This is a genomic window from Oceanococcus atlanticus (assembly GCF_002088235.1).
GTDB lineage: Bacteria > Pseudomonadota > Gammaproteobacteria > Nevskiales > Oceanococcaceae > Oceanococcus > Oceanococcus atlanticus.
The window spans coordinates 116,730-141,781 of record NZ_AQQV01000005.1; the positions used below are offsets into that span (position 1 = coordinate 116,730).

Sequence of the window (25,052 nt, forward strand, 5' to 3'; positions counted from 1 at the left end):
GTCAGCGCCAGTCCAGTTGGTCTAGCGGGTTGAGACGGTCACCAGGCTGGTTGGTGTCGAAGTCCATGCTCAAATCGCCGTAGTCACCGCGGTTCAGATCGAGTGCGCCAGCAGCATCATTGGGGGCGCTGGTCGGCTGTGCCGCCAGTTCCAGCCAGCTGTCAAAATCGAGTTCCTCGATGGCGCCGTCGTAGTACTGAATTTCGATGCTTTCGGATTCCAGATCCAGGGCTACAACCTCGAAACTTGCGCCGCCGGGGATGCGGTACCAGCTGCCGATCTCGATGCCTTCGAACACGCCGATCATATCGTCTCCTTCCGCTTTCACGGGATCTGCGATCGGTCCGTCTGTGCCCGACCCTGCGCCGAGGCAGGCGGGCCGATCCGTGGCCCTTTATAGGCCGCAAAAATGGCCTGTTTCAAGCCGTAACTACAAGTGCATGAATCCAGGTGAAAATTTTGTGAACCTGCAGGATTCGACTGCGCTGTGTGAGCTAGGTTTCTGATTTTTCGATGATTATTTATTTCTCTCGCGCGCAGACGAATAGCCCGGCGCTATGGCGTCGGCTGTCTAAGCCACTGGATTGACGACGGTTTCGCCGTTCGTCGATTTGTTGCCGCCGTGCTGCTTGGTTGGCGTCGTTTGCGCGTCGTTCAGGGGGCCGGATTGGGCTGGCTGCAGTGCACCGCTTCTATGGCGTTAAGCACGTCGTCCGTGAGCTCAAGAGAGACCGAGGCGATGTTGCTGCGCAGTTGCGTCATGCTGGTGGCGCCAATCAGGTTGCTGGCCGTGAACGGGCGCGCGTTGATGTAGGCCAACGCCATCTGCGCCGGGTCCAGCCCCGCATCGCGGGCAATCTCAACATAAGCGCGTGTGGCCGCGATGGATTCGGGGTTGGTATAGCGCCCGAAGCGGGGGAACAGGGTGATGCGTGCGTCGGCTGGCGTAGCATCCAGGTATTTGCCGGAGAGCACCCCAAAGCCCAGCGGTGAATAGGCCAGCAAGCCCACCGCTTCGCGGTCGGCAAACTCGGCCAGGCCGATCTCGTAACTGCGGTTGAGCAGGCTGTAAGGGTTCTGGATGCTGGCGATACGGGGTTTGTTGTTGTCGCGCGCCAGGCGCAGGTACTCGGCCACGCCCCAGGGGGTTTCGTTGGAGACTCCGATGTGGCGGACCTTGCCTGCTTTGACCAGGCTGTCCAGCGCATCCAGGGTCTCCTCGATGGGAACGCTGTTGTCGGTGGTGGGCGCGGTGTATCCGAGCTTGCCAAAGAAGTTGGTTTCCCGGTCCGGCCAGTGCACCTGATAGAGGTCGATCACATCGGTTTGCAGGCGGCGCAGGCTGTCATCGCAGGCGGCCAGCACGCTGGCCCGGTCAAGCGTCGGGCCGCCGCGGACCCAGGGCAGCCAGTCGGCGCGACCCAGCACCTTGGTGGCGAGGATGACGTCGTCCCTTTTGCCGCGGGCTTTGAGCCAGTTGCCGAGGATGCGTTCGGTAGCACCCTGGGTTTCGGCCTTGGGCGGCACCGGATACATCTCGGCGGCATCGATGAAGTTGATGCCCTGATCAATCGCGTAGTCGAGCTGCTCGAAGGCTTGGTCCTGGGTGTTCTGTTCGCCCCAGGTCATGGTGCCCAGGCCGATCAGGCTCACATCAAGGCCGGTGCGGCCCAGCGGACGGTATTTCAAGAGGCGTTTCCTTGGACCAGCTCGCGGCGTTTGCGCGCCATGTCTTCGATGATGGGGCGCAGAATGATTTCCATGGCCAGCGCGGCCTTGGCGCCCGGCACCACCAGCGTATTGGGCCGCGACATGAACGAGCCGTGGATCATCGACAGCGCGTACGGGAAGTCGATTTTCAGGCGCGCCGGGCGGGCTACGCGTACCACCGTCAGACTTTCATCCGGCGAGGGGATTTCCGGCGCGGCAAAGGGGTTTGAGGTGTCGACCAGCGGCACACGCTGGAAATTGATGTGCGTGCGCGAGAACTGAGGGGTGATGTAGTTCACGTAATCCGGCATGCGCCGCAAAATGGTTTTGGTGATGTCTTCCGGGGTGTGGCCGCGCTCTTCGATGTCGCGGCGGATTTTCTGCGTCCACTCCAGATTGATGGTCGGTGTCATGCCGATCAGCAGGTCGACATGCTGGGCCACATCGACTTCTTCGGTCACCGCACCGCCGTGCAGGCCTTCGTAAAACAGAAAATCGGTGTCGTCAGGCAGGTCGCGCCATTCGGTGAAAGTGCCGACTGGCTGATTGTGAACCTTGGCTTCGTCCTCGGTGTGCAGATACTTGCGGTGAAAACCGGTACCGGTTTCGGCGTACTGCCTGAACAGCTCTTCCAGCTTGTCGAGGTGATTGGCCCCGGGGCCGAAGTGGCTGAAATTCTCACCGCGAATCTTGGCCCGCTGAATACCGGCGAGCATCTGCTCGCGGTCGTAGGAATGAAAGCTGTCACCTTCGATATACGCCGGCTTTTGATGCAGAACCCGGAAGATCTGCTCAAACGCTCGCCGCGCAGTGCTGGTGCCTGCGCCTGACGAACCGGTGACGGCGATGATGGGGTGACGCTGCGACATTTTACCTTCGGGAGAAAGCCAGATCGTGGATTGTATGCCCCAAGCGGTGGGCGCGTCGCTCGAAGCGGGTCACGATACGCTCAGCGCGCGGCGCAAACTGTGCATCACCATGGCAGTTTTCAAATGCCGGGTGGGCGCTGAGGACCTCCATCATCTGCTCGGCGTAGTTGTCCCAGTCCGTGGCCAGGGCGAGGACTGCACCGGGCTTCATCACGCGGGCGATTTTGTCCAGCGCATCCGGGCGCACGATGCGGCGCTTGTGGTGGCGTTTTTTCGGCCATGGGTCGGGAAAGAACACCTGCACGCGATCAATGCTCGCCTGTGGCAGGGCCTGATCCAGGAACAACAGTGCATCGCTGCTGCTGACCCTGACATTGCTCAGTTTGTCGGCCTCAACCGCCTGCAGCAGGTAGCCAACCCCGGGGCGGTGCACCTCCAGGCCGATGAAATCCTGATCGCGGTGCTTGCCTGCCTGTGCAGCCAGGCTTTCACCATTGCCGAAGCCGATTTCCAGCACGCGCGGGGCCTCGCGGCCGAACACCTCGCCCGGGGCGCGGCCATCTTCGGGGTAGGTGAATTGCGGCAGCAGCTCGCTGAGCGCGCGCTTCTGGCCATCGGTCAGGCGGCCTTCGCGGCGCACATAGGTGCGCGGCGGGCCGGGCTGGTGGACCGGTTTGTCAGCGAATACGCTCATCAGTCAATCAGGCCGCTTAAGGGCGATGAGGCCGAGGCGAAACGGCGCCGCGGCATGCGTCCGGCGAGAAATGCGTGGCGCCCGGCGATGATGCCGTGTTTCATCGCCTGAGCCATGAGGATCGGGTCCTTGGCTTCGGCGATGGCGGTGTTCATCAGCACACCGTCGCAGCCCAGCTCCATCGCCAGTGCGGCATCTGATGCGGTGCCGACCCCGGCATCGACCAGAATCGGTACATTGGCGTTCTCGATGATGGTCAGAATGTTGTACTTGTTCTGAATGCCCAGCCCGGAGCCGATCGGTGCGGCCAGCGGCATGACTGCGACGCAACCCATCTCTTCCAGGCGCTTGGCAATGATCGGGTCGTCGCTGGTATAGACCATCACCTCAAAACCGTCCTTGACCAGAATCTCGGCGGCTTCCAGCGTGGCGGGCACATCCGGGTACAGGGTTTTCTGATCGCCCAGCACTTCCAGCTTGACCAGGCGGTGGTCATCCAGCAGTTCACGCGCCAGGCGGCACGTGCGCACGGCATCTTCGGTGGTGTAGCAGCCAGCCGTGTTGGGCAGGATGGTGTACTGCTCGGGCGGGATCACATCCAGCAGATTGGGCTCATCCGGATTCTGGCCCAGGTTGGTACGCCGCAAGGCGACGGTGACGATCTCGGCGCCGCTGGCGGCAATGGCCCGGCCGGTTTCGTCAAAGTCCTTGTATTTTCCGGTTCCGACCAGCAGGCGCGAGGCGTACTGCCGGCCGGCGATGGTGAGCGTGTCCTGACTCATGTTGTCCTAATCTTTGATGTGTGGCCTCAGCCGCCGCCGATGGCCTGAATGATCTCGATCCGGTCACCCGCGACCAGCGCGTGCTGCGCATGGCGGGCCCGCGGAATGATGTCCTGGTTGACCTCCACGGCGATGCGCTTGCCGCTCAATCCGAGCTTTTCGATCAGGCTGGCCAAGGTTTCGCCATCCTGCCAGGGCTGCGGATCGCCGTTGACCACGATGTGCGGAGTGTGACTCATGACACCTCTGGAGATTGCAGAAGACAGCAAGCGAGCGCACCGGCGCCACCGGTGTGCCGCGTGTGAACCCATCATTCTAACCAATCGGCTGGCGTGCTTCGTGGGCCACACGCTGTTGCCGCGAATTTTGAGCTAAACTTCGCGTCGATGCGGGTGTAGTTCAATGGTAGAACGGAAGCTTCCCAAGCTTTTAATGTGGGTTCGATTCCCATCACCCGCTCCATCTATCTTGGCGTTGGTGCCGCGTGCAGGGTTGCTCCGGGCATCCTGCCCTGCGTTCTTCGGACTCGTACCTGCCGCTGCCCTGTGCTTCGGCCCACGGCCGCCAGCGCTGGCAATGAATAAAGTGCTGGGCACTGTCATCGCGGGGCGTCGCGCCCTCCGGTAAGCTGTTGGTCTGAACTCAACCAGCCCTGACGGGTCGATGAGTTCCGTTCCATTTGCGCTGCTGGGATTGTGCATGAGCCCGTTTCTGAAAAAGCTTCTTTTTGTCCTGCTCGCGCTGGTTGTGCTCCTGGGTGGAGCGCTGGCGGTTGTGGCGTTCACCTTTGATCCCAACGATTACAAGGACGATATCCAGGCGCAGGTCAAAAAACACACCGGGCGCGATCTGACCCTCAGCGGCCCGCTGGAACTCAGCGTTTTCCCCTGGCTGGGGGTTGAGGCCAACGCCCTGGCCCTGTCCAATGCTGCCGGTTTTGATGACCCCGAGTTCGCCCGCATCGAACATCTGGAGGCGCGGTTGCGTCTGCTCCCGCTGCTCAAGGGGCAGGTCGAGCTGGGTAAGATCGCTCTGCATGGGCTGGTGCTCAATCTGCAGCGCAAGGCAGATGGGTCCAGCAACTGGGATGACCTGGCGGGCGCAGATGAAGCCGAGCCGACCGAGCCGGATGATCCGGTTGAGGTGCGTGGCGAGGTGGATGTGCAGGATTTGAGCATCGCCGGGCTTGAACTGTTCGATGCACGCCTGCAGTGGCGTGACGGGGATCAGGTCACCGTGGTCGAGGGGCTGAATCTGGAAACAGGCCCGATCAGGCTGGGCGAGCCATCGACGCTGGCCTTGTCGGTGATGCTGACGCTGGCCGACAAGACCCAACTCGAACTCAAGGCACAAACGGACTGGCAGTTTGAGCTGGACGGCCCGTTTGCACGTGTCGACCAGTTCAGCGCCACCGCCAGTGCGCGCGGAGATGCCGTGCCCGGTGGCGAACAGCAGATCGCATTGGCGCTGAGCGCCGCGTACAACGGCAAAACGCAGACGGCTGCGGTGTCCGACGGCGAGCTGCGTTTTGTGGATCAGCTGGTCACATTCAGCGCCCAGCTTGATGAGCTGTCATCAGCGCAGAAGGCCAAGTTTGATCTCAAGGGTTCAAATGTGGATGTGCGGCGCATGGCCAAGGCCTTGGACGTCGCGCTGCCGGAGGAATCAGGGCACTGGCCGAACCTGAACTTTGCCCTGCAGGCGGATGCTTCGCTGGGCAACGATCGGGTCGAGGCGACCACGCTGGACATCGGCTTTGGCGAGCTCAAGCTCACCGCCAAGGCGGCGCTGGCCAGCATCGCCAACCAGACCGGCAGTGGCAGCATCAGCCTGAAGCCGCTGGACCTGCACGCCTATCTGGCTGCGTTGGGCTATCCCGTCGGTGCTCCCAAGTCGGCCGGCCCGACCCGTTTGGACATGACCTACGCCATCGCGCCGGATCGTATTTCGATTGAAAAGATCAGCGGTCAACTGGCTGGCGAAGCACTCTCTGGCAAGGCATCCGTAGCCCAGTTCGACAAGCCTCAGCTGCGCGCCAACCTTGATCTTGCGGGCCTCACGGTGAGCGACTGGGTTGGCGGTGAGGACGCAAGCGAAAAGGACTCCGGCGCGTCGTCGTCCTCGGCCGGGGATCTCAACAGCATGGAAGTGCCGATGGACTGGGCGCGTGATCTGAACCTGACCGCGCGTGTGCAGATCAGTCGGCTCAACGCCTACGGTGTGAAATTCCGCGATGTGCGGTGGACTGCGGATGCGCGCCCGGGCACGCCGGTCAAGCAGCAGCTGGTGGCCAATGCCTATGGTGGGCAGCTCGCGCTCAACAACAGTATTGACGCATCCAAGCCCAAGCCCGTACTCGGTGTGGATCTGTCGGCCAAGGCCATCGGCTTGGGTGATTTCCTGCAGGATGGCTGGGGCAGCCGCTGGATTACCGGGACCACCGAGCTGGGTCTGAATCTGCAATCGCAGGGCGCCACCGTGGGTGCCATGCGTTCAAGCGCCAGCGGTGAGGCCAACTACAAGCTCAAGGATGGCGAGGTGCAGGGCATCAGCCTGGTTGATCTGGTGCGCAAAGCCAGTGCCCTGGCCGGCGGCAGCAAGGCCCAGGCGGCGCAAAGTGGTGAGGCCACCGGATTCAGCGAACTGGTCGGGCGCTTTTTGATCCAGTCCGGCAAGCTCAAGGTGCAGGATCTGGGCGGCAACAACCCCTGGTTCAAGTTCGGCGGTGACGGTTTCATCGACGTGCTGGCCGGTCAATTTGACCTCAAGCTCGCGCCGACCCTGCTGGAGAACCCCACCACCCGCAATGACAAGACCCTGTCCAAGCTGATCGGGCTGGCGATTCCGGTCGAAATCAGCGGGCCTTTGACCAAGCCTCAGTTCAAAGTCAATCTTGAAGATGTGCTTAAAGAGAAGGCGCGGGCGGAGTTGCGGGACAAAGTGGACGAGAAGAAAGACGAGTTGAAAGACAAGCTCAACGACAAGCTCACGGACTTTTTCCGCAAACAGCAGCAGCCCAAGAGTGAGCCGCAGCAGCAGCCCAAAACCACCCCGCAACCCGCGCAGCAGCAACAGCAATAAAATCGAGGCGTTCGAAAACATGGCATCACGTCTCGAGCATCTCGAGGTGACGCACGTGGGCAAGCGCTATCAGGTGGTCATGCATGCGGTGATGCAGACCTCAGCAGACAGGGCTTACGCGGTGTTCACGGATTACGCGCGCCTGGTGCAGATCAATCCGGCAATCATCCAGGCCGTGCCGATTGATGGCGCGCTGGCGCCGGCCCAGCGGGTCCACACTCAGGTGCGGGTGTGCGTGATGGGTATCTGTCGCGTCTTCGATCAGGTTCAGGACATGTACAAGGAGCCTCCGCAGCATCTGCGCGCCGAAGTGATTCCGGAAATGAGCAACCTGAAATTTGGCCGGGCTTCGTGGCGTATCTGGGATGAAGGTGAGGAGGCGCGGCTGATCTTTGAGGCTGTGGTGGAGCCGGATTTCTGGGTGCCTCCGATCATTGGTCCGTGGCTGATCGAGCGCAAACTGGCCAGCGAGGCCGTACACACCGCCGAAGGTATAGAGCGTCTGGCCAATGCACGCTGAGCACTGGGCAGCACGGGTGCTCGCCTGGTTCGATGTAAATGGGCGTCACGATCTGCCGTGGCAAAACCCGCGCAGCCCCTACCGTGTGTGGGTTTCGGAGATCATGCTTCAACAGACCACGGTGAGCGCGGTCATGCCTTACTTCCAGGCCTTCATGGCGCGCCTGCCCGATGTTCAGGCGCTGGCGCGGTGTGATCAGGATGAGCTGATGAGCCTGTGGTCCGGGTTGGGCTATTACGCCCGCGCACGCAACCTGCACCGCGCGGCGCGCATGCTGGTGGACGATTTTGACGGGGTGTTTCCCCAGGACGTTGAAACGTTGCAGCAACTGCCCGGGATCGGGCGTTCCACGGCTGGCGCAATTGCCGCGCAGGCATTCGGGCAGCGCGCGGCGATACTCGATGGCAACGTCAAGCGGGTGCTGGCGCGGCATGCCGGGGTCGAGGGCTGGCCCGGTCAGAGCGCGGTACTCAAGCGCTTGTGGGCGGTGGCTGAGGCGCGCCTGCCAGACACGCGTCAGGCGGACTACGCGCAAGCCATGATGGACCTGGGGGCGACGCTTTGCGTGCGCCGCAACCCAGGTTGTGCAGAGTGCCCGGTGGATGCGGATTGCCAGGCTCGCGCGCAGGGAAAGACCGCCACCATTCCTGCGCCCAAGCCGCGCAAGGCGCGCCCGGTTCGGGAAGAGAAATTTCTCATTGTGCGTGATGCGCAGGATCGTATCCTGCTGCAGCGGCGGCCACCCAGCGGCATCTGGGGCGGGCTGTGGTCGCTGCCGGAATACAGCGACCACGCGGACGACGTGAGCCAGCTCAGCAGTTTGGGCCCGGCATTGCGTCATGAGTTCAGCCATTTTTCCCTGTGGCTGGAGCCGGTCAGTGCGCAGCTGGCATCTAACCGGCTGGCTGAGCGCGACGGCCACGACTGGCATACTGTAGAGGCGGCGCTGTCTCTGGGGCTGCCGCAACCTGTACGACGACTGATAGAGACTTATTGCGCATGAGCCGCATCGTGAAGTGCATCAAACTGGGCATTCCTTCCGAAGGGCTGGATCGTCCGCCGTACCCGGGTGATCTCGGGCAACGCATTTTCGAGCAGGTGTCCAAGGCGGCCTGGCAGGAATGGCTGGCCCATCAGACGCGCTTGATCAACGAATACCGGCTGGTTCTGGCCGATCCCAAAGCGCGCAGCTTCCTGGCCGAGGAAATGGAAAAGTATTTCTTCGGTGGCGGTGAGCTCGCCCAGACCAGCTACACGCCGCCTTCGGAATAGGGCAATAGCGGCTTTCGCTTGACGTGCCGCTGGACTAACGGTTTAATACGCGCCCTTCGCCTTGTGCCGCCGTGCAACACGGTTGGCGCGAAGATAAGCTGCAAGATCTGGCCAAGTAGCTCAGTTGGTAGAGCAGCGGATTGAAAATCCGCGTGTCGGTGGTTCGATTCCGCCCTTGGCCACCATCTTTTCCCGTGTTCGCACTGTTGGCAGATCAGCTGATGCTGGCATGCTATGCGTATCCCGTTGCATTCAAGGAACTCAACATGCTTGTCGCATTTCGCGCCATCAGCATCAGCGAAGGCTTGTCTTACCTCACTATTCTGGCCGTGACGCTGGGCCTGATCAGTCGCGAGTTCGTCTATGTGATCGGCATGACGCACGGTGTGTTGTTCATGCTCTATCTGGTGGCTTCGCTGCTGGTGTCCAGTCAGCGTGGATGGTCGCTTGTGACTTGGCTGGGATTGCTGGTCGCAGCCATCGTGCCGTTTGCCTTTGTGCTGGTGGAGTGGTTTTTGCGGCGCGCACAGGCACAGAACAGTTCGGCTGAAGCGACGGGTTAGGCGTCTGCTATGGTCTTGACTCCTTAACGCGGGAGTCAGGGGTGGAGACAAAAATTCAGGGTTGGGCCGCAGTGGCGATTGCTGTGGTGCTGATCGGTGTGCGTCTGATGACCATTGGCCCCAGCGACGATCCGCGCCTGCATGCGGCGGTCAAAGCCGAGCTGGCCAATGACCTGGGCAATCAGTTGGGCAAGACGCTGGATGCGCATGATGGCGCTTGGGGCGAGCAGGATATGCAGCGCCTAGTCGATCTGGCCGACCGCAATGCGATCATGGTGCTGTCGACCAAGGTCAGCAAGCCGCTGCTGTCTTTGGGGGATTCGGACAAGGTTGTCGTGCAGGTCCGCTACAGCCTGCCGGAGCAGGCTGCACGGCAGGAATACTGGCGCTTTTCTCACAGTCTGCTGAGCGGCTGGCGGGTGCGCAGCCGGCACAGCAGTGCACTGAGTTATTACCTCAATTTTCTGTGAGGCAAACGCTGTCTAAAGGGCGCTGAAAGCTACGTCGAAGTCTTTTGCGGCCGCGTCGGTGAATTCGAAGTGTTTCCGAATATAGGCCAGTGTGGCTTTTTCGGTATCTGTGACGGCAACGCCGTCGCGCGCCGATGTGAATAAATCGGCCACCTCGTCTTTGGACAGCTTGCCTTCTCCCTGGCCTGTGGTGTGATGCTTAGCCAGCTCCAGCAGTTCCTTTTCCAGCTTCTGTCCGTCTATCGTCACGTATGCCATTGCCTGCTCCTTGATGGATGGTGTTTGCGGGCGGCGTGATGCGCCCGCGCCTGACCATAAGCGTTATGGCATGGCAACAAGTCAGGCGCGTGACCAATATCAGGGCATCATGCGTGGGATGCCCAAGCAATGAAATTAACGTGAGAAGTACAGTGGCACCGAACTGCTGTAGTTCGTGGTCGAGGCGCCTTGGATCACCCGATGCTTTACGTTGAAGCCGATCATGGGTAACCCAGGCGTGCTTCCGGCGAGGTTTTGCGTGCGCGCGCCCTTGTTGGTCAGGTCAATTTCGGCCCAGCCGGCAACGTCGCTGGCGTATGAACTGGTGTCGATATTCTGCTCATGCGTCTTGAAGGCGCTTGCGCCGTTGAAGCTTACAAGCGTGGCTGCGGTGCATAAGTGGACTTGGCCCTTGTACGGGTCTTCGGGCAGGCCTGTGCCGAAATCGGGGCTTGGTGCTTCGCTGGGTACGATCTTTTCACCAGCTCTGTTCACGAAGCTGTACAGCGCTACTGCGCACTCAGGCTCATTTTCAGCGAGTGCTTGATCAAAGGGCGGGTAGGGCGCTGCTTCGCAATCGCTGACACCGTTACCGTCAAAGTCAACATCCCAGCTGCCATCATTATCGTAGTCCTGGGTAATGCAGCTGGTGCTGCGCCCTTGCGAGTGGCCGACGAATGAGTCGAGCGCGATGGCGGCGGCAGCATTGGCCGCCTGGTCGACATAAAACGGCCGGGTTGGCATCGTCAGTATCCAGTCGGTTGTGACGCCCGCTGCTAAGTTTTGCGACCACTCGCCAAGAACTGAGCGAGCTTGAATTGTTGCGCTGACCGCATCGATGCCCCGTGGGCGACCGGCAAAGGAGTTGACGGTGGCGTTGATGGTGACCAGCGATTCGCTGTCATCATCGAATTTGCGCGCAACGGCAGGCCAGGCATCGTTGAGGCTGGGTTCCAGGTTGGCATGGCCGGTGGCTGCAGTGACCAGGTTCTGGCAGGAGGCGCTGGATTGTGGGCTCCAGTTGGCACCCAGGGTGCGTTCATCGCCACGGGTGATGGTGCAGTTGGCATTTTCCAGGGGTTTCACCACGCCATCAGAATCTGAATCATTGGCGCCAGGGTTGAAGAAGTTGGCCCAGGCCAGCGGGTACTGTTCCACTTCGGTGCCGCGCTCAAGGTGGATCATGCGGAAGTCGGCCCGCAGGACTTTTGTGGGCTCGCCGAATTGGCGCGCGGTATCCAGGATGTGGCGATCGCCAGTTTCGCTGTTGATGTCTTCGGTCAGTGCCGTTTTGAAGTTTGCGCAGTCGAACTGTGCAATGGCGCGCGCCATATTGATGGCGCCGGCCAAGGGGGCGCTGGGGGCATCGCCAGGGCCAAAGCGTTCCGGGCCTTGGATCAGCGAGCTGTCTGCGTGCCCAAGCACAAACATCTCGATGTAGCCCTCGCGCATACGATCTTTGGCTGCGTCAGACATATTGTCAGAGGGTGAATCACTGCCGGGCCTGCCGTCACTATTTGCCGCAGTGAAGTTTTGCTGGCTGAACATGGCGTATTCGAGCGTGCCTGAGCCGGAGTTCACACGCGTTAAAGTGTTACAGCTGTGCTGTCCTTGGTCGTTAGGGCTATCCGCTGAACGAAGAATCAAGTTGCCATTCGAGTCTTCCAGCATGACGGCAACGAAACTGTCGTGAGCGGCCAGCCCCACCACGGTATCGGCGACACCGCGGCCGTTGTAAGCCTCGCGCACACGGATCTTCACCAGTATTGGGTCGCTGCTGGTGTTGTTGATGTTGAGCAGTGTTATCCAGCCGTCGCGCACGGAGTAATACGGTGCAACGATGGCCTCGCCCAGGCCATTGTTCGAGATATTGACGGCGCCGGCGATGGGCATAAAACCCATGCTGATCATCAGCACGAGCGCTTGGAATGCTTTGGTCATGACTACCCCTGTGGACTGACCTTGAGGTCAGGCATGGCACCTCTCGGCATGCCTGATGTTGTGTTTCAAGCATGCCATGTGCATGCCCGCAGCGGCAGTTGGCGTTTCCGATAGGTGCGGTCCCGCGCTGTGGCTGGCAAGTATTGGGCTAAGGAAACACGATGGTTTTCTGTCCATTGAGCATGATGCGGTGTTCCACATACCAGCCCACCGCATTGGCCAGCACGCGGGCTTCCACCTCACGGCCCATATTCACCATATCTTCGGCGGAGTGGGTGTGGTTTACCCGCACCACGTCTTGCTCAATGATCGGACCTTCGTCCAGATCGGGGGTGACGAAGTGCGCGGTGGCGCCGATCAGCTTGACGCCGCGCTCGTGGGCGCGGTGGTAAGGCTTGGCGCCTTTGAAGCTGGGCAGGAAGGAGTGATGGATATTGATGCAAGCCCCTTGCAGCTTTTCGCACAGGTCCTCCGATAGCACTTGCATGTAGCGCGCCAGCACCAGCAGGTCGACATTGTCCTTCTCGATCAGCTCCAGAAGCTTCTGCTCTTGCCGCGCTTTGCCACCGTCATTCATGGGCAGGTAGTGAAAGGGCAAGCCGTACCATTCGGTCAGGCGGCGGAAGTCCTCATGATTGGACACGACGCCAGCGATGTCGGTGTGCAGCAGGCCACAATGCCAGCGGTGCAACAAATCGTTCAGACAGTGGCCCTGGCGTGACACTGCAATCAGGGTGCGCATCCGCCGTTGCATGTCGTGCAGGGTGTAGTCCAGTTGCTGGCTTTGCACTAATGGCTGGATGCGTGCATCCAGTTCGGCGCAATCGAGTTCGGCGGGCGCCGCCAGCTGGATGCGGACAAAAAAGTTGCAGGTGTCCGGGTCGCCGTACTGCGCCGCATCACGGATGTCGCAGCCTTGCTCAAACAGAAACGAGGAAACGGCGGCGATGATGCCGGGCTTGTCCGGGCAGCGAAAACACAAAACGAAATGCTGGGTGCGCGACATGCGAGGAATCCGCAAAAGGGGCTGATGATACCGGTTGCCAGCTCGAACTTTGCATCGCATGCTCGGTCTGCTGGAGTGATTTCTGTTCTTCACGGAAATTTCTCACCGACCCTTTATGTTCGCGTCGGGGAAGCGCACAGTATGTGGCTCGACTTCCCGACTTCATCAGCAACAGGACGTTCGTATGTCAGCGGAAAACAATCAGGCAGCAAGCAACCCGTATCCTCAACCGTCGCAGACGGCCATGCGCCGGGATGGCGCCTCCATTGGCCCTAAGACGCATATCAAAGGTGATTTGCACGCCGAGGAAGACTTGCTGATCGAAGGCAAGATCACGGGCATGGTTGTGCTTAAAAGCAACCAGCTGGCGGTGGGCTCGCAAGGGCGGATCGTGGGTACCGCGTTTGCCAATGTTGTGGTCGTCGATGGCACGATTGAGGGCGACATCTACGCTTCAGAGCGCATCGCGATCAAGAAAAGCGCACGCATTCAGGGTGCTGTGATGGCGCCGAGAGTGTCGCTGGAGGATGGCGCTCATTTGCGTGGTTCGGTTGAGATGGATCCGGACGCGATCAAGGAAGCCGTGCAGGCTAAGTTTGGCGACGTGTTGCAGCCCGCCAAGCCCGAGGTCAAACCCTCAGCGCCGGTGGCTGCGGCTCCGCGCCCGGTTGCGGTAGAGCGCAAGGATGAGCCTGCCAAGACCGCTGTTGGCGACAAAGACGCGAACAAACCCGACTCGGCCGCTGCCGCCAAGTAAGCACGGATCGCCAATGTGCAAGGCGCCCGACTGAGACGCTTCCCATTCACAGGCGGAGGACGGAACGCGCGCCCACAAGCGCCCGCTCCGGTTGAGGCTCCGGTTACTGAACGCCTGCCGCTGTTCGCCGAAATGATCGAGCGGGCAGCGTCGGGCGGTCGTTGCGTGGTGCTTGATTTCGCGCCTCCCAGTCAGGCGGGGATCGCGCTGTTCAATGATATGCAGTGCCGGGTGGATATCGTCAATTTTCCGCAAGCGCTGGCCAGCCTCAAGCAGGCCAGCAGCGCGGAGGATTTGATCGATCGAATTGGGCAGGCGATGCCTCATGACCCGGCGCATCGCCCCAACGTCGTGCTGTGCTGGGATTTTCTGAATTACCTGCCGCGCAATGTCATCAGTGTGGTGATGGATCAGGTTGCGCTGCTGTGTGCCCCAGAGGCGCAGGTGCATGCGCTGATGGCTTACACCTCGACGGAAATGCCCGCGCAACCGTGCCGCTATACCCCGGCGGGACGTGATGCGGTGCAGATCAGGCCCAAGCCTGAACAGATGCGCGAGTCCCCGCGCATGGCACCCAAGGAGCTGGAGCGTTGTTTGCCACGCTATGCGATAGACCGCGTAATGATGCTGCGCAATGGTTTCCAGGAATACATCCTGCGCGTGGCTGAACGGGAACCAATCTCAACAAGCTGAGGTCCACTGTTTTCGCTTGGGAGACACTGCGTATTGGGGAGCAGTGTCGCGAACAGGGATCCATCGTTGTGAAATCCGTATGCGTGAGGCTTTTTGCAGCCTCGTTTTTGCTGGCTGTGAGCGCCGTTCAGGCGCAAGCTGTGGTCGAGTATGTGACGCCGGAGCTGGCCACTGTCGGGCAGGAGTTGGCATTGACCGGCACCGTGACAACGGCACGTGATGCCGCACTGTCCACCCAGTTGCAGGGCCTGGTGGCTGATGTCCAGGTTGATGCCGGTGACCGGGTTGAGAACGATCAAACACTCCTGACCCTGGACGCGACCCTGGCTGCATTGAGCCTGCAACGTGAGGCGGCGGCGTTGGAAGAGGCCCGAACCCGCCTGGCTGAGGCACGCAGACTGCGCGACGAAGCGCAGCCGCTGGCTGAACGCGGCAGCTTGCCGCAATCTGAGTATGCCACGCGTCGTGCAGAGGCCGACCTGGCCGCGGCGGCCCTGGCGCGGCTCAAGGCACAGCATGCCGAGCAAGCAGAGATTGTCGCTCGCCATCAAGTCAGAGCGCCGTTTGATGGCGTCATCCGGCGGCGTCTGGTGGCGCCGGGTGAGTGGGTCACGCCTGGACAGGCAGTGCTTGAGCTGGTGGCGTTGGATGACTTGCGGGTTGATGTGCAAGTTCCTCAACAGCGCTATCGCGAATTGCAGACAACACAGGCGGCCAGCGTGCTGATTGATGCCTTGCCGGGGCAGTCTCTGAACGGGCGCATTGACGCCCGGGTTGAGGCTCTTGACGCTCAGGCGCGTAGTTTTCTGGTGCGGGTCGCGATCGATGCGTCGCCCGATACGGTCGTACCCGGCATGTCGGCCCGCGTGCGTTTTGCATTGCCGGGGGCTGAGCAGGCGGTGGTCATACCGCGGGACGCATTGCTGCGGTTTCCTGATGGTTCCAGCATGGTATGGGTGCTGGACGAGAAGAACTCAGTGCGGCGCCAGCCTGTGACTTTAGGTGCGCAACGTGGTGAACGCGTGGTAGTGCTTGAGGGTTTGACAGCAGATGATCGGGTGATCGTCCGAGGCAACGAAACGCTGCGTTCGGGGCAGGCAGTCCAGGCGCGAGTGTTCGCGCCATGATGGAAGGTCTGATCCGGCGCGGTACATTGCTCACTGTCATTGCGCTGGTGATCTGTGTGCTCGGGGTACTGGCAGCGTTTCGCGTGCCAGTGCAGATGATTCCAGACCTTGAAGTGCGTCGCATCTCGGTTGAGACCAGTTGGGCCGGTGCGACTCCGCAGGATATCGAAAAGGAAATCCTGATCGAGCAGGAAGACTACCTGCGCACGATCCCGGGGCTGGCGCGGCTCAAATCACAAGCCACCACAGGCCTGGCTCAAATTGAGTTGGAGTTTCCATTCGGCGTTGATATCACGCGGGCCTTGCTGGACGTAAACAACGCGCTGTCGCAGGTTCCGGCCTATCCGGAGAATGTTGATCAACCGACCGTTTCGGCCACCTCGTTTTCGCAGAATTCCTTCATGTACTTCAGGGTCACGGCGGAGCCCGGTAATCCGTTAGGCCTGGACCTTGACCTGATGCAGGACTTTATCGAGGACAATGTCCGGCCGCGCATGGAGCGTGTTCCGGGGGTTGCGCAGGTTCAGGTCGGCGGTGGTGCTGCGCGTCAGGTGCAAATTGAAGTGGATGCTGCGGCGCTGGCTGAGCGTGGGCTGAGTCTGAGCGAATTGCGTGATGCGGTTCGGGCGCGCAATCGTGACCGATCAGCGGGTGACATCGACAGTGGCAAGCGGCGTTATTTGCTGCGTACGGTCGGGCGCTTCGAAGAGCTTGAGGACCTGCGCGAGATGGTTGTTGCTCAGCGTGGAGACACGTTGGTGCGTCTGCGTGATGTGGCCACTGTGCGTCTGGATCATTTCGAGCCGCGGAGCCTGTCTTTTACCGATGGCGAACCGACCCTGGGTATGTCAGTGAGGCGACTCTCGGGCTCCAATGTGGTGCAGATCAAGCGCGACCTGATGCCGGTGATCGACGACATCAATCAACGTGTACTGGAGCCGGCGGGCTTACGCATGCGTTTGATCAGTGATGACGTGCGCTACGTTGAAGCCTCGGTAGCCAATGTTTGGCAGAACCTGGTTCTCGGTGCATGTCTGGCCACGCTTGTGATGTTTGTGTTTCTGCGCTCATTGCCGGCGACGTTGGTCGGGGTGCTTGGCATACCGATCTGTACGATCGCGGCGTTCATGGGCTTGCTTGCGTTTGGCCGCACAATAAACGTGATTTCGCTGGCTGGCGTGGCGTTTTCCATCGGTATGACGTTGGATAACAGCATTGTTGTGCTGGAAGCCATCGAGCGGGAGCGTCGTCGCGGGCTTGAGCGTATGGCGGCTGCGGTGGCGGGCGTGCGCCGCGTTTGGCCGGCCGTGCTGGCCTCAACGATGACCACGGTGCTTGTATTTGCGCCAATCCTGTTTATTCGTGAAGAGGCCGGCCAGCTCTATTCGGACGTGGCCGTTGCCATTTCCTCGGCCATTCTGGTGTCCATGCTGGTGGCTACAACATTGGTGCCCGCCGCCAGTGTGCATATGCGCTTCGGTGACACGGCCGGGCGACACGAGCCAGCAGGTCGATTCAAGCGTGTCGTGATTCAGCTTGTGGATGCTTTGATCGCTTCTGCGGCCAGGCGCTGGATGTATCTGGCGGGCGTGGTTGTTGTTACGGCGGGTGTGATTGTCGGGCTCACCCCGCCAGCTGAGTACTTGCCGGAAGGTGAGGAGCCCAAGACCTTTGCGCGCATGATTGCCCCGCCGGGTTACAACCTGTCTGAAATGAGCGAGGTGGCGCAGCGTGTTCAGACCGACCTGCAGCCCTATGTGGGCGACGATCCGGCCCGTTTTGAGCGTGGTGAGACTGATGTGCCCGCCATGGCCTACATGAACTTGTCTGTCGACCCGGCCGGGTTACGGATCATTGCTGAAACCGTGAATCCTGCACATATTGATGCCTTGATGGCGGCACTGACTGCGCGTTATCGCGAGGAGCCCGGGATGCGGGCGTTCGCGGCACGGGGGTCGATCATCTCAAGCAATGATGGGGGCACGCGCAGCGTCAATGTCGACATCTCCGGTGCTCAGCTGGTCGATTTGTTCGTGGCTGCTCGCGCGGTATATGACCGAGCGGGAGAGGCGCTAAACAATCCGCAGATCGGTTCAGAGCCATCGTCTTTGTCTCTGACTCAGCCATTGATTCAGATTCGTCCGGATTGGGCACGTCTGGCCGAGCTGGGATTGACGGCGGAGGCTTTCGGCTACGCAGTGGCGGTGTTGTCAGATGGCGCTTTCGTCGACGAGTTCTTCATCGGCGATGACAAGGTCGACATGTTCCTGTACGGCGCGCAAGGCTATCGTCAGTCACTGGGAGAATTGCAGGATTTGCCGCTGCACACACCGCGTGGTGTTGTGCCCTTATCTGCTGTGGCCGATTTTGTGGAAGTGGCCGATACCGATCAAATCCGGCGTATTAACGGGCGCCGCACTGTGACCCTGAATATCATTGCGCCACGCGAGATTCCTTTGGAGCAGGCGGTCAGGATCGTGCAGGGCGATGTGCTTGACGCTCTGCAGTCCGAAGGCAAGATTCCACCAGGCGTGCTGCTCGACATCTCCGGTGCGGCTGATCAGTTGGATGCTACCCGTGAGGCCCTTTCAGGCAACTTTGTCGTCGCGGTGATGCTGTGCTTTCTGCTGCTGGTAGCGATATTTACGCACTGGGGCTATCCGCTGATTATTTTGACCACTGTGCCGTTGGGCATTGCCGGGGGGATTGCGGGACTGGCGCTGATGAACGTTTTCGTGGCCCAGCCGTTCGATATGATTTCCATGCTGGGCTTTTTGATCTTGCTGGGAACTGTGGTGAACAACCCGATCCTGATCGTTGACCAGGCTCGGCATAACCTGAAAGAGCGCGGGATGGCGGTTAAGCAGGCCGTATCCAGTGCGGTGGAATCCAGGCTGCGGCCAATCCTCATGTCTACGATTACCACGCTTTGCGGCTTGTCACCGCTGGTCTTTGTGCCCGGGGCGGGCACTGAGTTGTATCGCGGCGTGGGCGCGATCGTATTGTTTGGTTTGCTGTTTTCCACCGCAGTCACGCTGACCTTTCTACCTGTGTTGCTCACTCAGATATTGGGCATTGCCCAGCGGCGTGCTGTGCGCCAGGCTGGCCTTTAATGGCGGTGTCCGATATGCGGTTAGGGCGCTTTTGCGTGTCCCAAGGTAGAATTAGGGGCACGACCGTCATACGGCCCCCTGTTCTCGGCTGATTCAGGCCATGTCCGATTCTCAAACGCGTAAAAAAAACCAGCAGCGCAGCCGCCGTGCCCGTGAAGAATGGCTACCGGCGCTGATCGACCGCTATCCCGAAACTTTTTTTGAAGACCCCAAGGCGAGAAAACCGCTCAAAGTCGGGATTCATAAAGATATCTTGGCGGATGAAGGGAACCAGCTGGCCAGTTATCAGTTGACCAGTGCCTTGCGCTGGTACACCGGTGCATTGGGTTACCAACTCTCGATCAAGGCTGAGGCAGAGCGCATTGATCTGGCCGGCCAGAGCGCGGGTCAGGTCAGTGCAGAAGACGCCAAAGCGGCAGCTGAAAAGGTGGCTGCGATCCGCGAGCGCATGAAAGGCGCGCGCGAACGCAAAGAGCAGGACCAGCGCTCAGACCGCTGGATGAAGAAACTGTCCAAGATTACGACCTGATGCCAGCAATTACCGAAGCGCTTAACCGACTGCGTGAAGGCAACCGGCGGTTTGTAGAGCGTCTGCTCAAGTTGCCGGATCGTCTACCCAGCGAACTCTCTTCCGGGCAGTCACCTTTCGCTGTGATCCTGGGGTGTTCGGATTCCCGCGTGCCTGCGGAACTGGTTTTTGATCAGGGCTTGGGTGATCTCTTCGTGATTCGTGTGGCCGGCAACATTGTGGCGCCGACCCAGATTGGCAGCGTTGAATTTGCCGCCACCCAATTCGGCACACCGCTGGTTGTGGTGCTTGGGCATGGATCGTGCGGCGCCGTGACGGCGACGTTGAGCGAGATGACTACCCCCACGGACGGAGCGTCCCGCAATCTTCGGTCGATTGTGAGCCGTATTGAACCGGCCTTGAAGCCGCTGATGGAGCGTGGCGCCTGGGACGATCAGGACAAACTCATGGGGGCGGCTGTGCGGGCCAACGTGCGCGCCTCTGTGCAGCAGCTCAAAGCGGGTTCGCAAATCCTTGAGGGTCTGATCAACGAGCGCAAACTGATGATCGTGGGCGCCGAATACAACATGCAAAGCGGGGAGGTCACTTTCCTCGACCTCCCCGAAGAGCTCGCCTGAACGGCCTCTAGCTGGCGGCCTGCCCTGCCGGTTGCCAGTTTTTGATCAGCTTCATCACATCCTGAAACTTGCGCGGGCCGAGCATGGCGCCGGTGGTCATCAAGCCGCCGATGAGCGCGCCGCCGACCCCGGCGGTGACGACATCCTGACCAGTCAGATAGAGATTCTTGATCGGTGAAACCGGGTGCAGCCAATCCTGCTTGAAGCGCTCGGGGTCGTGGTCCAGGCCATAGATCTCGCCGCGGTCGTTGAGCTGGAACCATTGCGTTGAGAGCGGCGTGGACAGCTCGTAGTAATCCAGCGCTGGCTTGAGTTGCGGCATGCGTTGAAACAGCTCATCCAGCAGGCGTTGCGAGAAACGCTCCTTAAAGGCGTCATAGTCTTCGCCGCGCTGGTTCCAGGTCTTGTCCTGCCACTGTTCAAACCATTCATAGGGGCCCAGGGTCAGTACCTCGACGGTGCTCTTTCCGGGGTAATTTTCAGGCCATGCAGGATCCTTGGCCGAGGGGAAGCTGATGTACAGCAAGGGGAAAGGCTGGCTGGCATCATTCTCGAACCGTTGGATGTTTCCTTCGTGATCCGCTGAAGGGTATATCCACAGGTTGGTTTTGGGGATGTCGAGTTCCTCGGCGCTACCCTTGAGGCCGACATACAGGCACAGATGCGCGCTGGAGGGTTTGACCGTTTGCATCTTGCGCTCAACGCCGAGTTTGTTTTGCGCCTCAGAGGGCAAGAGTTTTTCGTAAGTGATGCGCGCGCCCGCTGCGCTGACGATGTTGTCTGCGCGGATGATGTCGCCGGTGTCCATGCGCACGCCCACAGCGTGGCCGTTCTCCAGATGGATCCCATCAACCCGGGCGTAGGTAAAGACTTCGCCGCCGCTGGCGCGAATGGTGGGTGCGATGGTTTCGGCAATCTTCCACGAGCCTCCGACCGGGTAACTGCCGCCTCCGAAGTAGTGTTTCACCACTGAGGCATGCATGAAGAACGTGGCTTCCGCCGGGACCATGCCATAGTCGCCCCATTGCCCGGTCAAGACCGCGATCAGTTCTTGGTTGCTGGTCAGTGATTCCAGCACATCACGCGTTTTCATCAGCGTTTGCTTGGGAATCTGCATGCCACGCGTGATGTTGTAGGCCTTGGCCAGCCACGGCGGCATGGCCTGACCTGCGAACAGTTTGCGTGCGGCCCGCGCCACGTTGTCGACCAACTCCACATAGGCGTCGATGGCGTCCGCTTCGTCCGGGAAGTAGCCTTTCATGGCGGCAACGAAGTTTTCGCGCCCAGCCGGGAAATCGTAACTGCGCCCATCGACGATGATGCGATCGTAGATCTCATCCATTGGTGCCCATTCAAGCCGCCCGTCGCTGATAACGTCGAAGATACGACGCAGTGGCGAGTGGGGTTTGTGCACCTCGCCAACATAATGCACGCCCACGTCCCATTCGTAGCCTTCGCGTTCGTAGGAATGGGTAAAGCCGCCCGCGGTGTAGTGCTGCTCAAACACCGCCACTTTCTGCCCCAGTTTTGACAGCAGTGCGGCATTGCACAGTCCGCCGATACCTGAACCAATCACGATGGTGTCGTAATGGGGGGCGGCTCGACCACTGCGATAGCGTTTGCCGATGCGTTTCATCTGGGGATCTCCTCAATGCGTGGCGGCGTGGTTGCCGCATTTTTATAGAATCAAGCTGCTTATATTCCGGGTTTGGGTTGAAGATTCAATCCTTTTGGACGGGCCCGCGGCGTTCGCCACCTGTTAATATCGCCGAGTCAATCACCGGAGCGAGCAATGGCAGAAGTGCGCAGTCGCATTTTGGGTCTGGGCAGGTATTTGCCACCCAAGGTCGTCACCAATCATGATCTGGCCGAGGTCATGGACACCAGCCACGACTGGATCGTGGAGCGATCAGGCATTGAAGAGCGACGCTGGGTGGAGCCTGAAGAAGGCAACTACACCATGGGAGTCAAGGCCGCACAGGCTGCGCTGGACAATGCCGGTGTGGAGCCGGGTGAGATCGATTGCATCATTTACGCCACCTTGTCGCCGGATTACTACTTCCCGGGCTGCGGTGTGTTGGTGCAACGTGAACTGGGTATCGGGCCTGTCCCGGCCTTTGATATTCGGGAGCAATGCTCAGGGTTCGTGTATGGCCTGCAGATGGCCGATGCCTTTATCCGTGCCGGTCAGTACAAGAAGATTCTTTTGATTGGCGGCGAGGTGCATTCCAAGGCCCTGGACAAATCCACCCGCGGGCGTACGGTAACAGTGCTGTTCGGCGATGCGGCCGGTGCGGCCGTGCTGGGTGTGAGCGACGATCCGGAGCGCGGCATTCTGACCAGCCGTATGCACTCCGAAGGCGCCGATGCCGAATGCCTGGCCATGCAATATCCCGGCATGGCGCCCGGGCGGACCGACTTCATCACCCACGACAATCTTGAGGCGGCGGTTCAGTACCCGAATATGGAAGGCCAGAAGGTCTTCAAAACAGCCGTCAAGCGGATGCCGGAAGTGGTGATGGAAGTGCTCGAGGCCGAAGGCTTGGGCATCGCCGATCTGGATATGCTGATTCCGCACCAGGCCAATCTGCGTATCAATGAGATGGTGGGCAAGCTGTTGCGTCTGGATGCATCAAAGGTCCACAACAACATTCAGAAGCTGGGGAACACCACCGCGGCCACCATACCCCTGTGTCTGATGGATGCCTTGGAGCTGGGCAAAGTCAAACCCGGTGATCTGGTTTGCGCAGCTGCATTCGGTGCGGGGTTTACCTGGGGTGCGGTTTTGATGCGTTGGTAGCCGACGCTAAGGCATAAAAAAGGCGGGTTCGAGACCCGCCTTTTTTGTGCTCGCAAATGGCCAGGAACCTTACAGCGCGTCCAGAGCCAGATCCATCATGCCGTTGTCGCCGGCTTCCACCGCCTCGAGCAGGCTGTGCACTTCCGGTAGCAGGCGCGTGGCGAAGAAGCGTGCGGTGGCCAGCTTGGCGGCTTTGAAGTCCGCATCGTCGGTATAGGCCAGGGCGGCATCCGCCATGCGCAGCCAGTTGTAGCCGAGCATGGTCAGGGCAAAGGCACGCTGATACTGCACGGCGCCGGCACCGGCGTCGTTGGGGTTGTCGTTGAAGCGGTCACGCAGCCACTGGGTGGTGGCTTCCAGAGCGGTCAGGGCGCGGTCCAGCGGGGCACTGATGAAGTCCAGCTCGGATTCAGCGTCATTAATCGCCACGCGCACGCGGTCGAAGAAGCGCTGGGCCAGGCGACCGCCATGCAGTTGCAGTTTGCGGCGCACCAGATCCATGGCCTGAATGCCGTTGGTGCCTTCGTACAGGCACAGGATTTTGGAGTCGCGCACGATCTGCTCGATGCCGTGCTCTTTGATAAAGCCGTGCCCGCCGTAAACCTGGATCGCGCTGCTACCGTTCTCCACTGCGAGATCGGTGCAGAAAGCCTTGACCAGCGGAGTAGTCAGTTCGACCCAGTCGTTGGCGTCTTCGCGTACGGAGGCGTCCGGGTGCTGATGCGCCAGATCGACGTGAATGGCCGTTTCGTAGGCCATCACGCGGGCGGCTTCGGTGTAGGCCTTCATGGTCATGAGCATGCGCCGCACATCCGGGTGATCGGCGATGGGGCCGTCGCCACCGGTCAGGGTTTTGCCCTGGATGCGTTCCTTGGCGTAGCGGATGGCGTTCTGGGTGGCCAGTTCGGCCTGGCCCAGGCCCTGGTAGCCGACCATGATGCGGGCCAGATTCATCATCGTGAACATGTTCATGATGCCGCGGTTCTGATCGCCGACCAGATAGCCGATCGCCTCTTCGAACACCATCACGCAGGTTACCGAGGCGTTGATGCCCATCTTGTGCTCGATGGCCTGGCATTTGACCGGGTTGCGTTCGCCCAGACTGCCGTCGCTGTTGACCAGATATTTGGGCACGATGAAGGTCGACAGACCCTTGATGCCTTCAGGCGAGTCATCACAGCGGGCCAGCACGTAATGCACGATGTTGTCGGTCATTTCGTGTTCGCCGGAAGTGATGAAGATCTTCATTCCGGAGATGCGGTAGCTGCCGTCGGCCTGCTTAACCGCCTTGGTGCGCACTGCGGCCAGATCGGAGCCGGCCTGAGGCTCAGTGATGCACATGGTGCCGGTCCACTCACCGGTGCCCAATTTGGGCAGGTAGGTGGCTTTTTGTTCGTCGCTGGCGTGAGCTTGCAGCGCTTCAAAGCAGCCGTTGGTCAGGCTTGGGTACAGGTCAAACGCGACGTTGGCCGCGCAGGTCATTTCCTCGACCACCTTGGACAGCGTGTAGGGCAGGCCCTGGCCGCCCCATTGCGGATCGTTGCACAGCCCAACCCAGCCGGATTCGACAAAATCACGGTAGGCCTCAGCATAGCCATCGGGGACCGTCACCACATTGTCGGCGACCTTGCAGCCTTGGGCATCACCGGATTCGCGCAGCGGCAGCAGGCGCGCTTCGATGAATTTGGCTGCTTCGTCGATGACCCCGTCGATGATGTCGGGGGTGGCATCGGCGAAGACGTCCAGCTCAGCCAGTTGGTCAACGTTGAGCACGTTGCGCAGGGCAAATTTAATGTCTCGTTCCGGGGCTTTGTACTCGGCCATCGTGCTGTCTATTTATGTAAAGGGGGCGCGAATATTATCACGCGGGTTTTCTCTCCCTTTTCTACGCGCTTCCGTGGGGCATTGGATGCATTACAATCCGGGCTCGGAGACCCAAAGCGTAGATTGTTCATGATGAAGCCAAGCTCGCCTTTCCTGCTCGCCGCCCTGTGCCTTGCTCTGGTCGGATGTGACCGTCTGAGCGCTGAGAATTACGACAAGCTCGAGGTCGGCATGCCCTACGATGAAGTGGTCGCCATACTTGGTGAGCCCACCGAGTGCACCGCGGTGGTCAACACCAAGTCGTGTCGCTGGGGCAAGGATGACAAGTACGTGGATGCCAAGATCGTCGGCGAGAGCGTGATCTTTCTCTCGGCCAAGGGCATCGACTAGGCGCGCAAGCGCTCGAGCCTGCGCGTGGCGCAGGCT

25 protein-coding genes and 2 tRNA genes are annotated in these 25,052 nt (G+C 60.3%); 16 read left to right on the top strand and 11 right to left on the bottom strand.

The annotated features are described in order from the left end of the window. Position 1: 1 nt before the first annotated feature. The 6 genes from ATO7_RS15875 to thiS all read right to left on the bottom strand — a co-directional run bounded on the left by ATO7_RS15875 (position 2) and on the right by thiS (position 4,294). On the bottom strand, positions 2-328 hold the full coding sequence (locus ATO7_RS15875; protein WP_240499504.1) for a DUF6763 family protein: 327 nt from the start codon (positions 326-328) through the stop codon (positions 2-4). Positions 329-654: 326 nt separating this feature from the next. Beyond that, entirely contained in the window at positions 655-1,689 is a 1,035-nt protein-coding gene (locus ATO7_RS15880; RefSeq protein WP_083563397.1) for an NADP(H)-dependent aldo-keto reductase, read from the bottom strand. Further along, on the bottom strand, positions 1,686-2,579 hold the full coding sequence (locus ATO7_RS15885) for a phosphoribulokinase (RefSeq protein WP_083563398.1): 894 nt from the start codon (positions 2,577-2,579) through the stop codon (positions 1,686-1,688). Before ATO7_RS15885 ends, ATO7_RS15880 begins: the two co-directional genes overlap by 4 nt. Position 2,580: 1 nt before the next feature. Further along, positions 2,581-3,273 (bottom strand): tRNA (guanosine(46)-N7)-methyltransferase TrmB, encoded by a 693-nt coding sequence (gene trmB / locus ATO7_RS15890; protein ID WP_083563399.1) that lies wholly within the window; start codon positions 3,271-3,273, stop codon positions 2,581-2,583. Further along, a complete protein-coding gene (locus ATO7_RS15895) occupies positions 3,273-4,055 on the bottom strand; it encodes a thiazole synthase (RefSeq protein WP_083563400.1) in 783 nt (260 codons plus the stop codon). The genes trmB and ATO7_RS15895 overlap by 1 nt, the downstream gene beginning before the upstream one ends. A gap of 26 nt (positions 4,056-4,081) precedes the next feature. Then, on the bottom strand, positions 4,082-4,294 hold the full coding sequence (thiS, locus tag ATO7_RS15900) for a sulfur carrier protein ThiS (protein ID WP_083563401.1): 213 nt from the start codon (positions 4,292-4,294) through the stop codon (positions 4,082-4,084). A gap of 149 nt (positions 4,295-4,443) precedes the next feature. Between thiS and ATO7_RS15905 the strand changes: the two genes are divergently transcribed. The 8 genes from ATO7_RS15905 (at position 4,444) to ATO7_RS15940 (ending at position 9,961) form a co-directional block, all read left to right on the top strand. Further along, positions 4,444-4,517: transfer RNA gene (locus ATO7_RS15905), tRNA-Gly, on the top strand. 201 nt (positions 4,518-4,718) lie between these two features. Further along, entirely contained in the window at positions 4,719-7,136 is a 2,418-nt protein-coding gene (locus ATO7_RS15910; RefSeq protein WP_083563402.1) for an AsmA family protein, read from the top strand. 19 nt (positions 7,137-7,155) lie between these two features. Beyond that, positions 7,156-7,656, top strand: coding sequence for an SRPBCC family protein (locus tag ATO7_RS15915; protein ID WP_146680403.1), 501 nt, complete (start codon positions 7,156-7,158; stop codon positions 7,654-7,656). After that, positions 7,646-8,659: an A/G-specific adenine glycosylase gene (gene mutY, locus ATO7_RS15920; protein ID WP_083563404.1), complete on the top strand. Its 1,014-nt coding sequence runs from the start codon at positions 7,646-7,648 to the stop codon at positions 8,657-8,659. Before ATO7_RS15915 ends, mutY begins: the two co-directional genes overlap by 11 nt. Beyond that, positions 8,656-8,928 carry an oxidative damage protection protein gene (locus ATO7_RS15925; protein WP_083563405.1) on the top strand — a complete coding sequence of 91 codons (273 nt, stop codon included), beginning with the start codon at positions 8,656-8,658 and terminating at the stop codon, positions 8,926-8,928. The genes mutY and ATO7_RS15925 overlap by 4 nt, the downstream gene beginning before the upstream one ends. 109 nt (positions 8,929-9,037) lie before the next feature. After that, positions 9,038-9,113: transfer RNA gene (locus tag ATO7_RS15930), tRNA-Phe, on the top strand. An 81-nt stretch (positions 9,114-9,194) separates the two neighbouring features. Beyond that, positions 9,195-9,491: a DUF3817 domain-containing protein gene (locus ATO7_RS15935; protein WP_083563453.1), complete on the top strand. Its 297-nt coding sequence runs from the start codon at positions 9,195-9,197 to the stop codon at positions 9,489-9,491. Positions 9,492-9,532: 41 nt separating this feature from the next. Then, positions 9,533-9,961 (top strand): hypothetical protein, encoded by a 429-nt coding sequence (locus ATO7_RS15940; protein ID WP_146680404.1) that lies wholly within the window; start codon positions 9,533-9,535, stop codon positions 9,959-9,961. Between the two features lie 12 nt (positions 9,962-9,973). Here the strand turns inward: ATO7_RS15940 and ATO7_RS15945 are convergent, their stop codons facing one another. The 3 genes from ATO7_RS15945 to purU form a co-directional block, all read right to left on the bottom strand. Next, positions 9,974-10,219 (bottom strand): hypothetical protein, encoded by a 246-nt coding sequence (locus ATO7_RS15945; protein WP_083563407.1) that lies wholly within the window; start codon positions 10,217-10,219, stop codon positions 9,974-9,976. A 135-nt stretch (positions 10,220-10,354) separates the two neighbouring features. Then, a complete protein-coding gene (locus ATO7_RS15950; RefSeq protein WP_083563408.1) occupies positions 10,355-12,160 on the bottom strand; it encodes a hypothetical protein in 1,806 nt (601 codons plus the stop codon). 148 nt (positions 12,161-12,308) lie between these two features. Further along, positions 12,309-13,166, bottom strand: a complete 858-nt coding sequence (purU, locus tag ATO7_RS15955) for a formyltetrahydrofolate deformylase (protein ID WP_083563409.1) — start codon at positions 13,164-13,166, stop codon at positions 12,309-12,311. A gap of 184 nt (positions 13,167-13,350) precedes the next feature. Here purU and ATO7_RS15960 point away from each other — a divergent pair, with 184 nt between their 5' ends. From ATO7_RS15960 to ATO7_RS15985, 6 genes are all read left to right on the top strand, one after another. Next, the gene (locus ATO7_RS15960) at positions 13,351-13,923 is read left to right on the top strand and encodes a bactofilin family protein (protein WP_158523242.1); all 573 of its coding nucleotides are present in this window, start codon (positions 13,351-13,353) and stop codon (positions 13,921-13,923) included. A gap of 132 nt (positions 13,924-14,055) precedes the next feature. After that, positions 14,056-14,616 carry a hypothetical protein gene (locus ATO7_RS15965; protein WP_083563411.1) on the top strand — a complete coding sequence of 187 codons (561 nt, stop codon included), beginning with the start codon at positions 14,056-14,058 and terminating at the stop codon, positions 14,614-14,616. Positions 14,617-14,732: 116 nt separating this feature from the next. After that, positions 14,733-15,743: an efflux RND transporter periplasmic adaptor subunit gene (locus ATO7_RS15970; RefSeq protein WP_206044960.1), complete on the top strand. Its 1,011-nt coding sequence runs from the start codon at positions 14,733-14,735 to the stop codon at positions 15,741-15,743. Next, positions 15,740-18,856, top strand: a complete 3,117-nt coding sequence (locus tag ATO7_RS15975) for an efflux RND transporter permease subunit (protein WP_083563413.1) — start codon at positions 15,740-15,742, stop codon at positions 18,854-18,856. The genes ATO7_RS15970 and ATO7_RS15975 overlap by 4 nt, the downstream gene beginning before the upstream one ends. 100 nt (positions 18,857-18,956) lie before the next feature. Beyond that, positions 18,957-19,385, top strand: coding sequence for a ProQ/FINO family protein (locus tag ATO7_RS15980; protein ID WP_083563414.1), 429 nt, complete (start codon positions 18,957-18,959; stop codon positions 19,383-19,385). Next, entirely contained in the window at positions 19,385-20,002 is a 618-nt protein-coding gene (locus tag ATO7_RS15985) for a carbonic anhydrase (protein WP_083563415.1), read from the top strand. Before ATO7_RS15980 ends, ATO7_RS15985 begins: the two co-directional genes overlap by 1 nt. A gap of 7 nt (positions 20,003-20,009) precedes the next feature. Here ATO7_RS15985 and ATO7_RS15990 read toward each other — a convergent pair whose 3' ends face one another. Continuing rightward, positions 20,010-21,638 carry a phytoene desaturase family protein gene (locus ATO7_RS15990; RefSeq protein ID WP_083563416.1) on the bottom strand — a complete coding sequence of 543 codons (1,629 nt, stop codon included), beginning with the start codon at positions 21,636-21,638 and terminating at the stop codon, positions 20,010-20,012. Between the two features lie 156 nt (positions 21,639-21,794). Here ATO7_RS15990 and ATO7_RS15995 point away from each other — a divergent pair, with 156 nt between their 5' ends. After that, a complete protein-coding gene (locus ATO7_RS15995; RefSeq protein WP_083563417.1) occupies positions 21,795-22,802 on the top strand; it encodes a 3-oxoacyl-ACP synthase III family protein in 1,008 nt (335 codons plus the stop codon). 69 nt (positions 22,803-22,871) lie between these two features. Here the strand turns inward: ATO7_RS15995 and ATO7_RS16000 are convergent, their stop codons facing one another. Then, positions 22,872-24,626: an acyl-CoA dehydrogenase C-terminal domain-containing protein gene (locus ATO7_RS16000; RefSeq protein ID WP_083563418.1), complete on the bottom strand. Its 1,755-nt coding sequence runs from the start codon at positions 24,624-24,626 to the stop codon at positions 22,872-22,874. 129 nt (positions 24,627-24,755) lie between these two features. On the opposite strand from ATO7_RS16000, the gene ATO7_RS16005 reads away from it, so the two are divergent. Further along, positions 24,756-25,016, top strand: coding sequence for a hypothetical protein (locus ATO7_RS16005; RefSeq protein WP_083563419.1), 261 nt, complete (start codon positions 24,756-24,758; stop codon positions 25,014-25,016). Positions 25,017-25,052 lie beyond the last annotated feature (36 nt).

Excerpts from the sequence above, each read along its gene's own strand:
- ATO7_RS15980 (WP_083563414.1), top strand. The coding sequence starts at position 18,957 with ATGTCCGATTCTCAAACGCGTAAAAAAAACCAGCAGCGCAGCCGCCGT.
- ATO7_RS15915 (WP_146680403.1), top strand. The coding sequence starts at position 7,156 with ATGGCATCACGTCTCGAGCATCTCGAGGTGACGCACGTGGGCAAGCGC.
- ATO7_RS15985 (WP_083563415.1), top strand. The coding sequence starts at position 19,385 with ATGCCAGCAATTACCGAAGCGCTTAACCGACTGCGTGAAGGCAACCGG.
- ATO7_RS15885 (WP_083563398.1), bottom strand. The coding sequence starts at position 2,579 with ATGTCGCAGCGTCACCCCATCATCGCCGTCACCGGTTCGTCAGGCGCA.
- purU (WP_083563409.1), bottom strand. The coding sequence starts at position 13,166 with ATGTCGCGCACCCAGCATTTCGTTTTGTGTTTTCGCTGCCCGGACAAG.
- ATO7_RS15945 (WP_083563407.1), bottom strand. The coding sequence starts at position 10,219 with ATGGCATACGTGACGATAGACGGACAGAAGCTGGAAAAGGAACTGCTG.
- ATO7_RS15910 (WP_083563402.1), top strand. The coding sequence starts at position 4,719 with ATGAGTTCCGTTCCATTTGCGCTGCTGGGATTGTGCATGAGCCCGTTT.
- ATO7_RS15935 (WP_083563453.1), top strand. The coding sequence starts at position 9,195 with ATGCTTGTCGCATTTCGCGCCATCAGCATCAGCGAAGGCTTGTCTTAC.
- ATO7_RS15995 (WP_083563417.1), top strand. The coding sequence starts at position 21,795 with ATGGCAGAAGTGCGCAGTCGCATTTTGGGTCTGGGCAGGTATTTGCCA.
- mutY (WP_083563404.1), top strand. The coding sequence starts at position 7,646 with ATGCACGCTGAGCACTGGGCAGCACGGGTGCTCGCCTGGTTCGATGTA.
- ATO7_RS16000 (WP_083563418.1), bottom strand. The coding sequence starts at position 24,626 with ATGGCCGAGTACAAAGCCCCGGAACGAGACATTAAATTTGCCCTGCGC.
- thiS (WP_083563401.1), bottom strand. The coding sequence starts at position 4,294 with ATGAGTCACACTCCGCACATCGTGGTCAACGGCGATCCGCAGCCCTGG.
- ATO7_RS15950 (WP_083563408.1), bottom strand. The coding sequence starts at position 12,160 with ATGACCAAAGCATTCCAAGCGCTCGTGCTGATGATCAGCATGGGTTTT.
- ATO7_RS15990 (WP_083563416.1), bottom strand. The coding sequence starts at position 21,638 with ATGAAACGCATCGGCAAACGCTATCGCAGTGGTCGAGCCGCCCCCCAT.
- ATO7_RS16005 (WP_083563419.1), top strand. The coding sequence starts at position 24,756 with ATGATGAAGCCAAGCTCGCCTTTCCTGCTCGCCGCCCTGTGCCTTGCT.
- ATO7_RS15975 (WP_083563413.1), top strand. The coding sequence starts at position 15,740 with ATGATGGAAGGTCTGATCCGGCGCGGTACATTGCTCACTGTCATTGCG.
- ATO7_RS15925 (WP_083563405.1), top strand. The coding sequence starts at position 8,656 with ATGAGCCGCATCGTGAAGTGCATCAAACTGGGCATTCCTTCCGAAGGG.
- ATO7_RS15960 (WP_158523242.1), top strand. The coding sequence starts at position 13,351 with ATGTCAGCGGAAAACAATCAGGCAGCAAGCAACCCGTATCCTCAACCG.
- ATO7_RS15965 (WP_083563411.1), top strand. The coding sequence starts at position 14,056 with ATGATCGAGCGGGCAGCGTCGGGCGGTCGTTGCGTGGTGCTTGATTTC.
- trmB (WP_083563399.1), bottom strand. The coding sequence starts at position 3,273 with ATGAGCGTATTCGCTGACAAACCGGTCCACCAGCCCGGCCCGCCGCGC.
- ATO7_RS15895 (WP_083563400.1), bottom strand. The coding sequence starts at position 4,055 with ATGAGTCAGGACACGCTCACCATCGCCGGCCGGCAGTACGCCTCGCGC.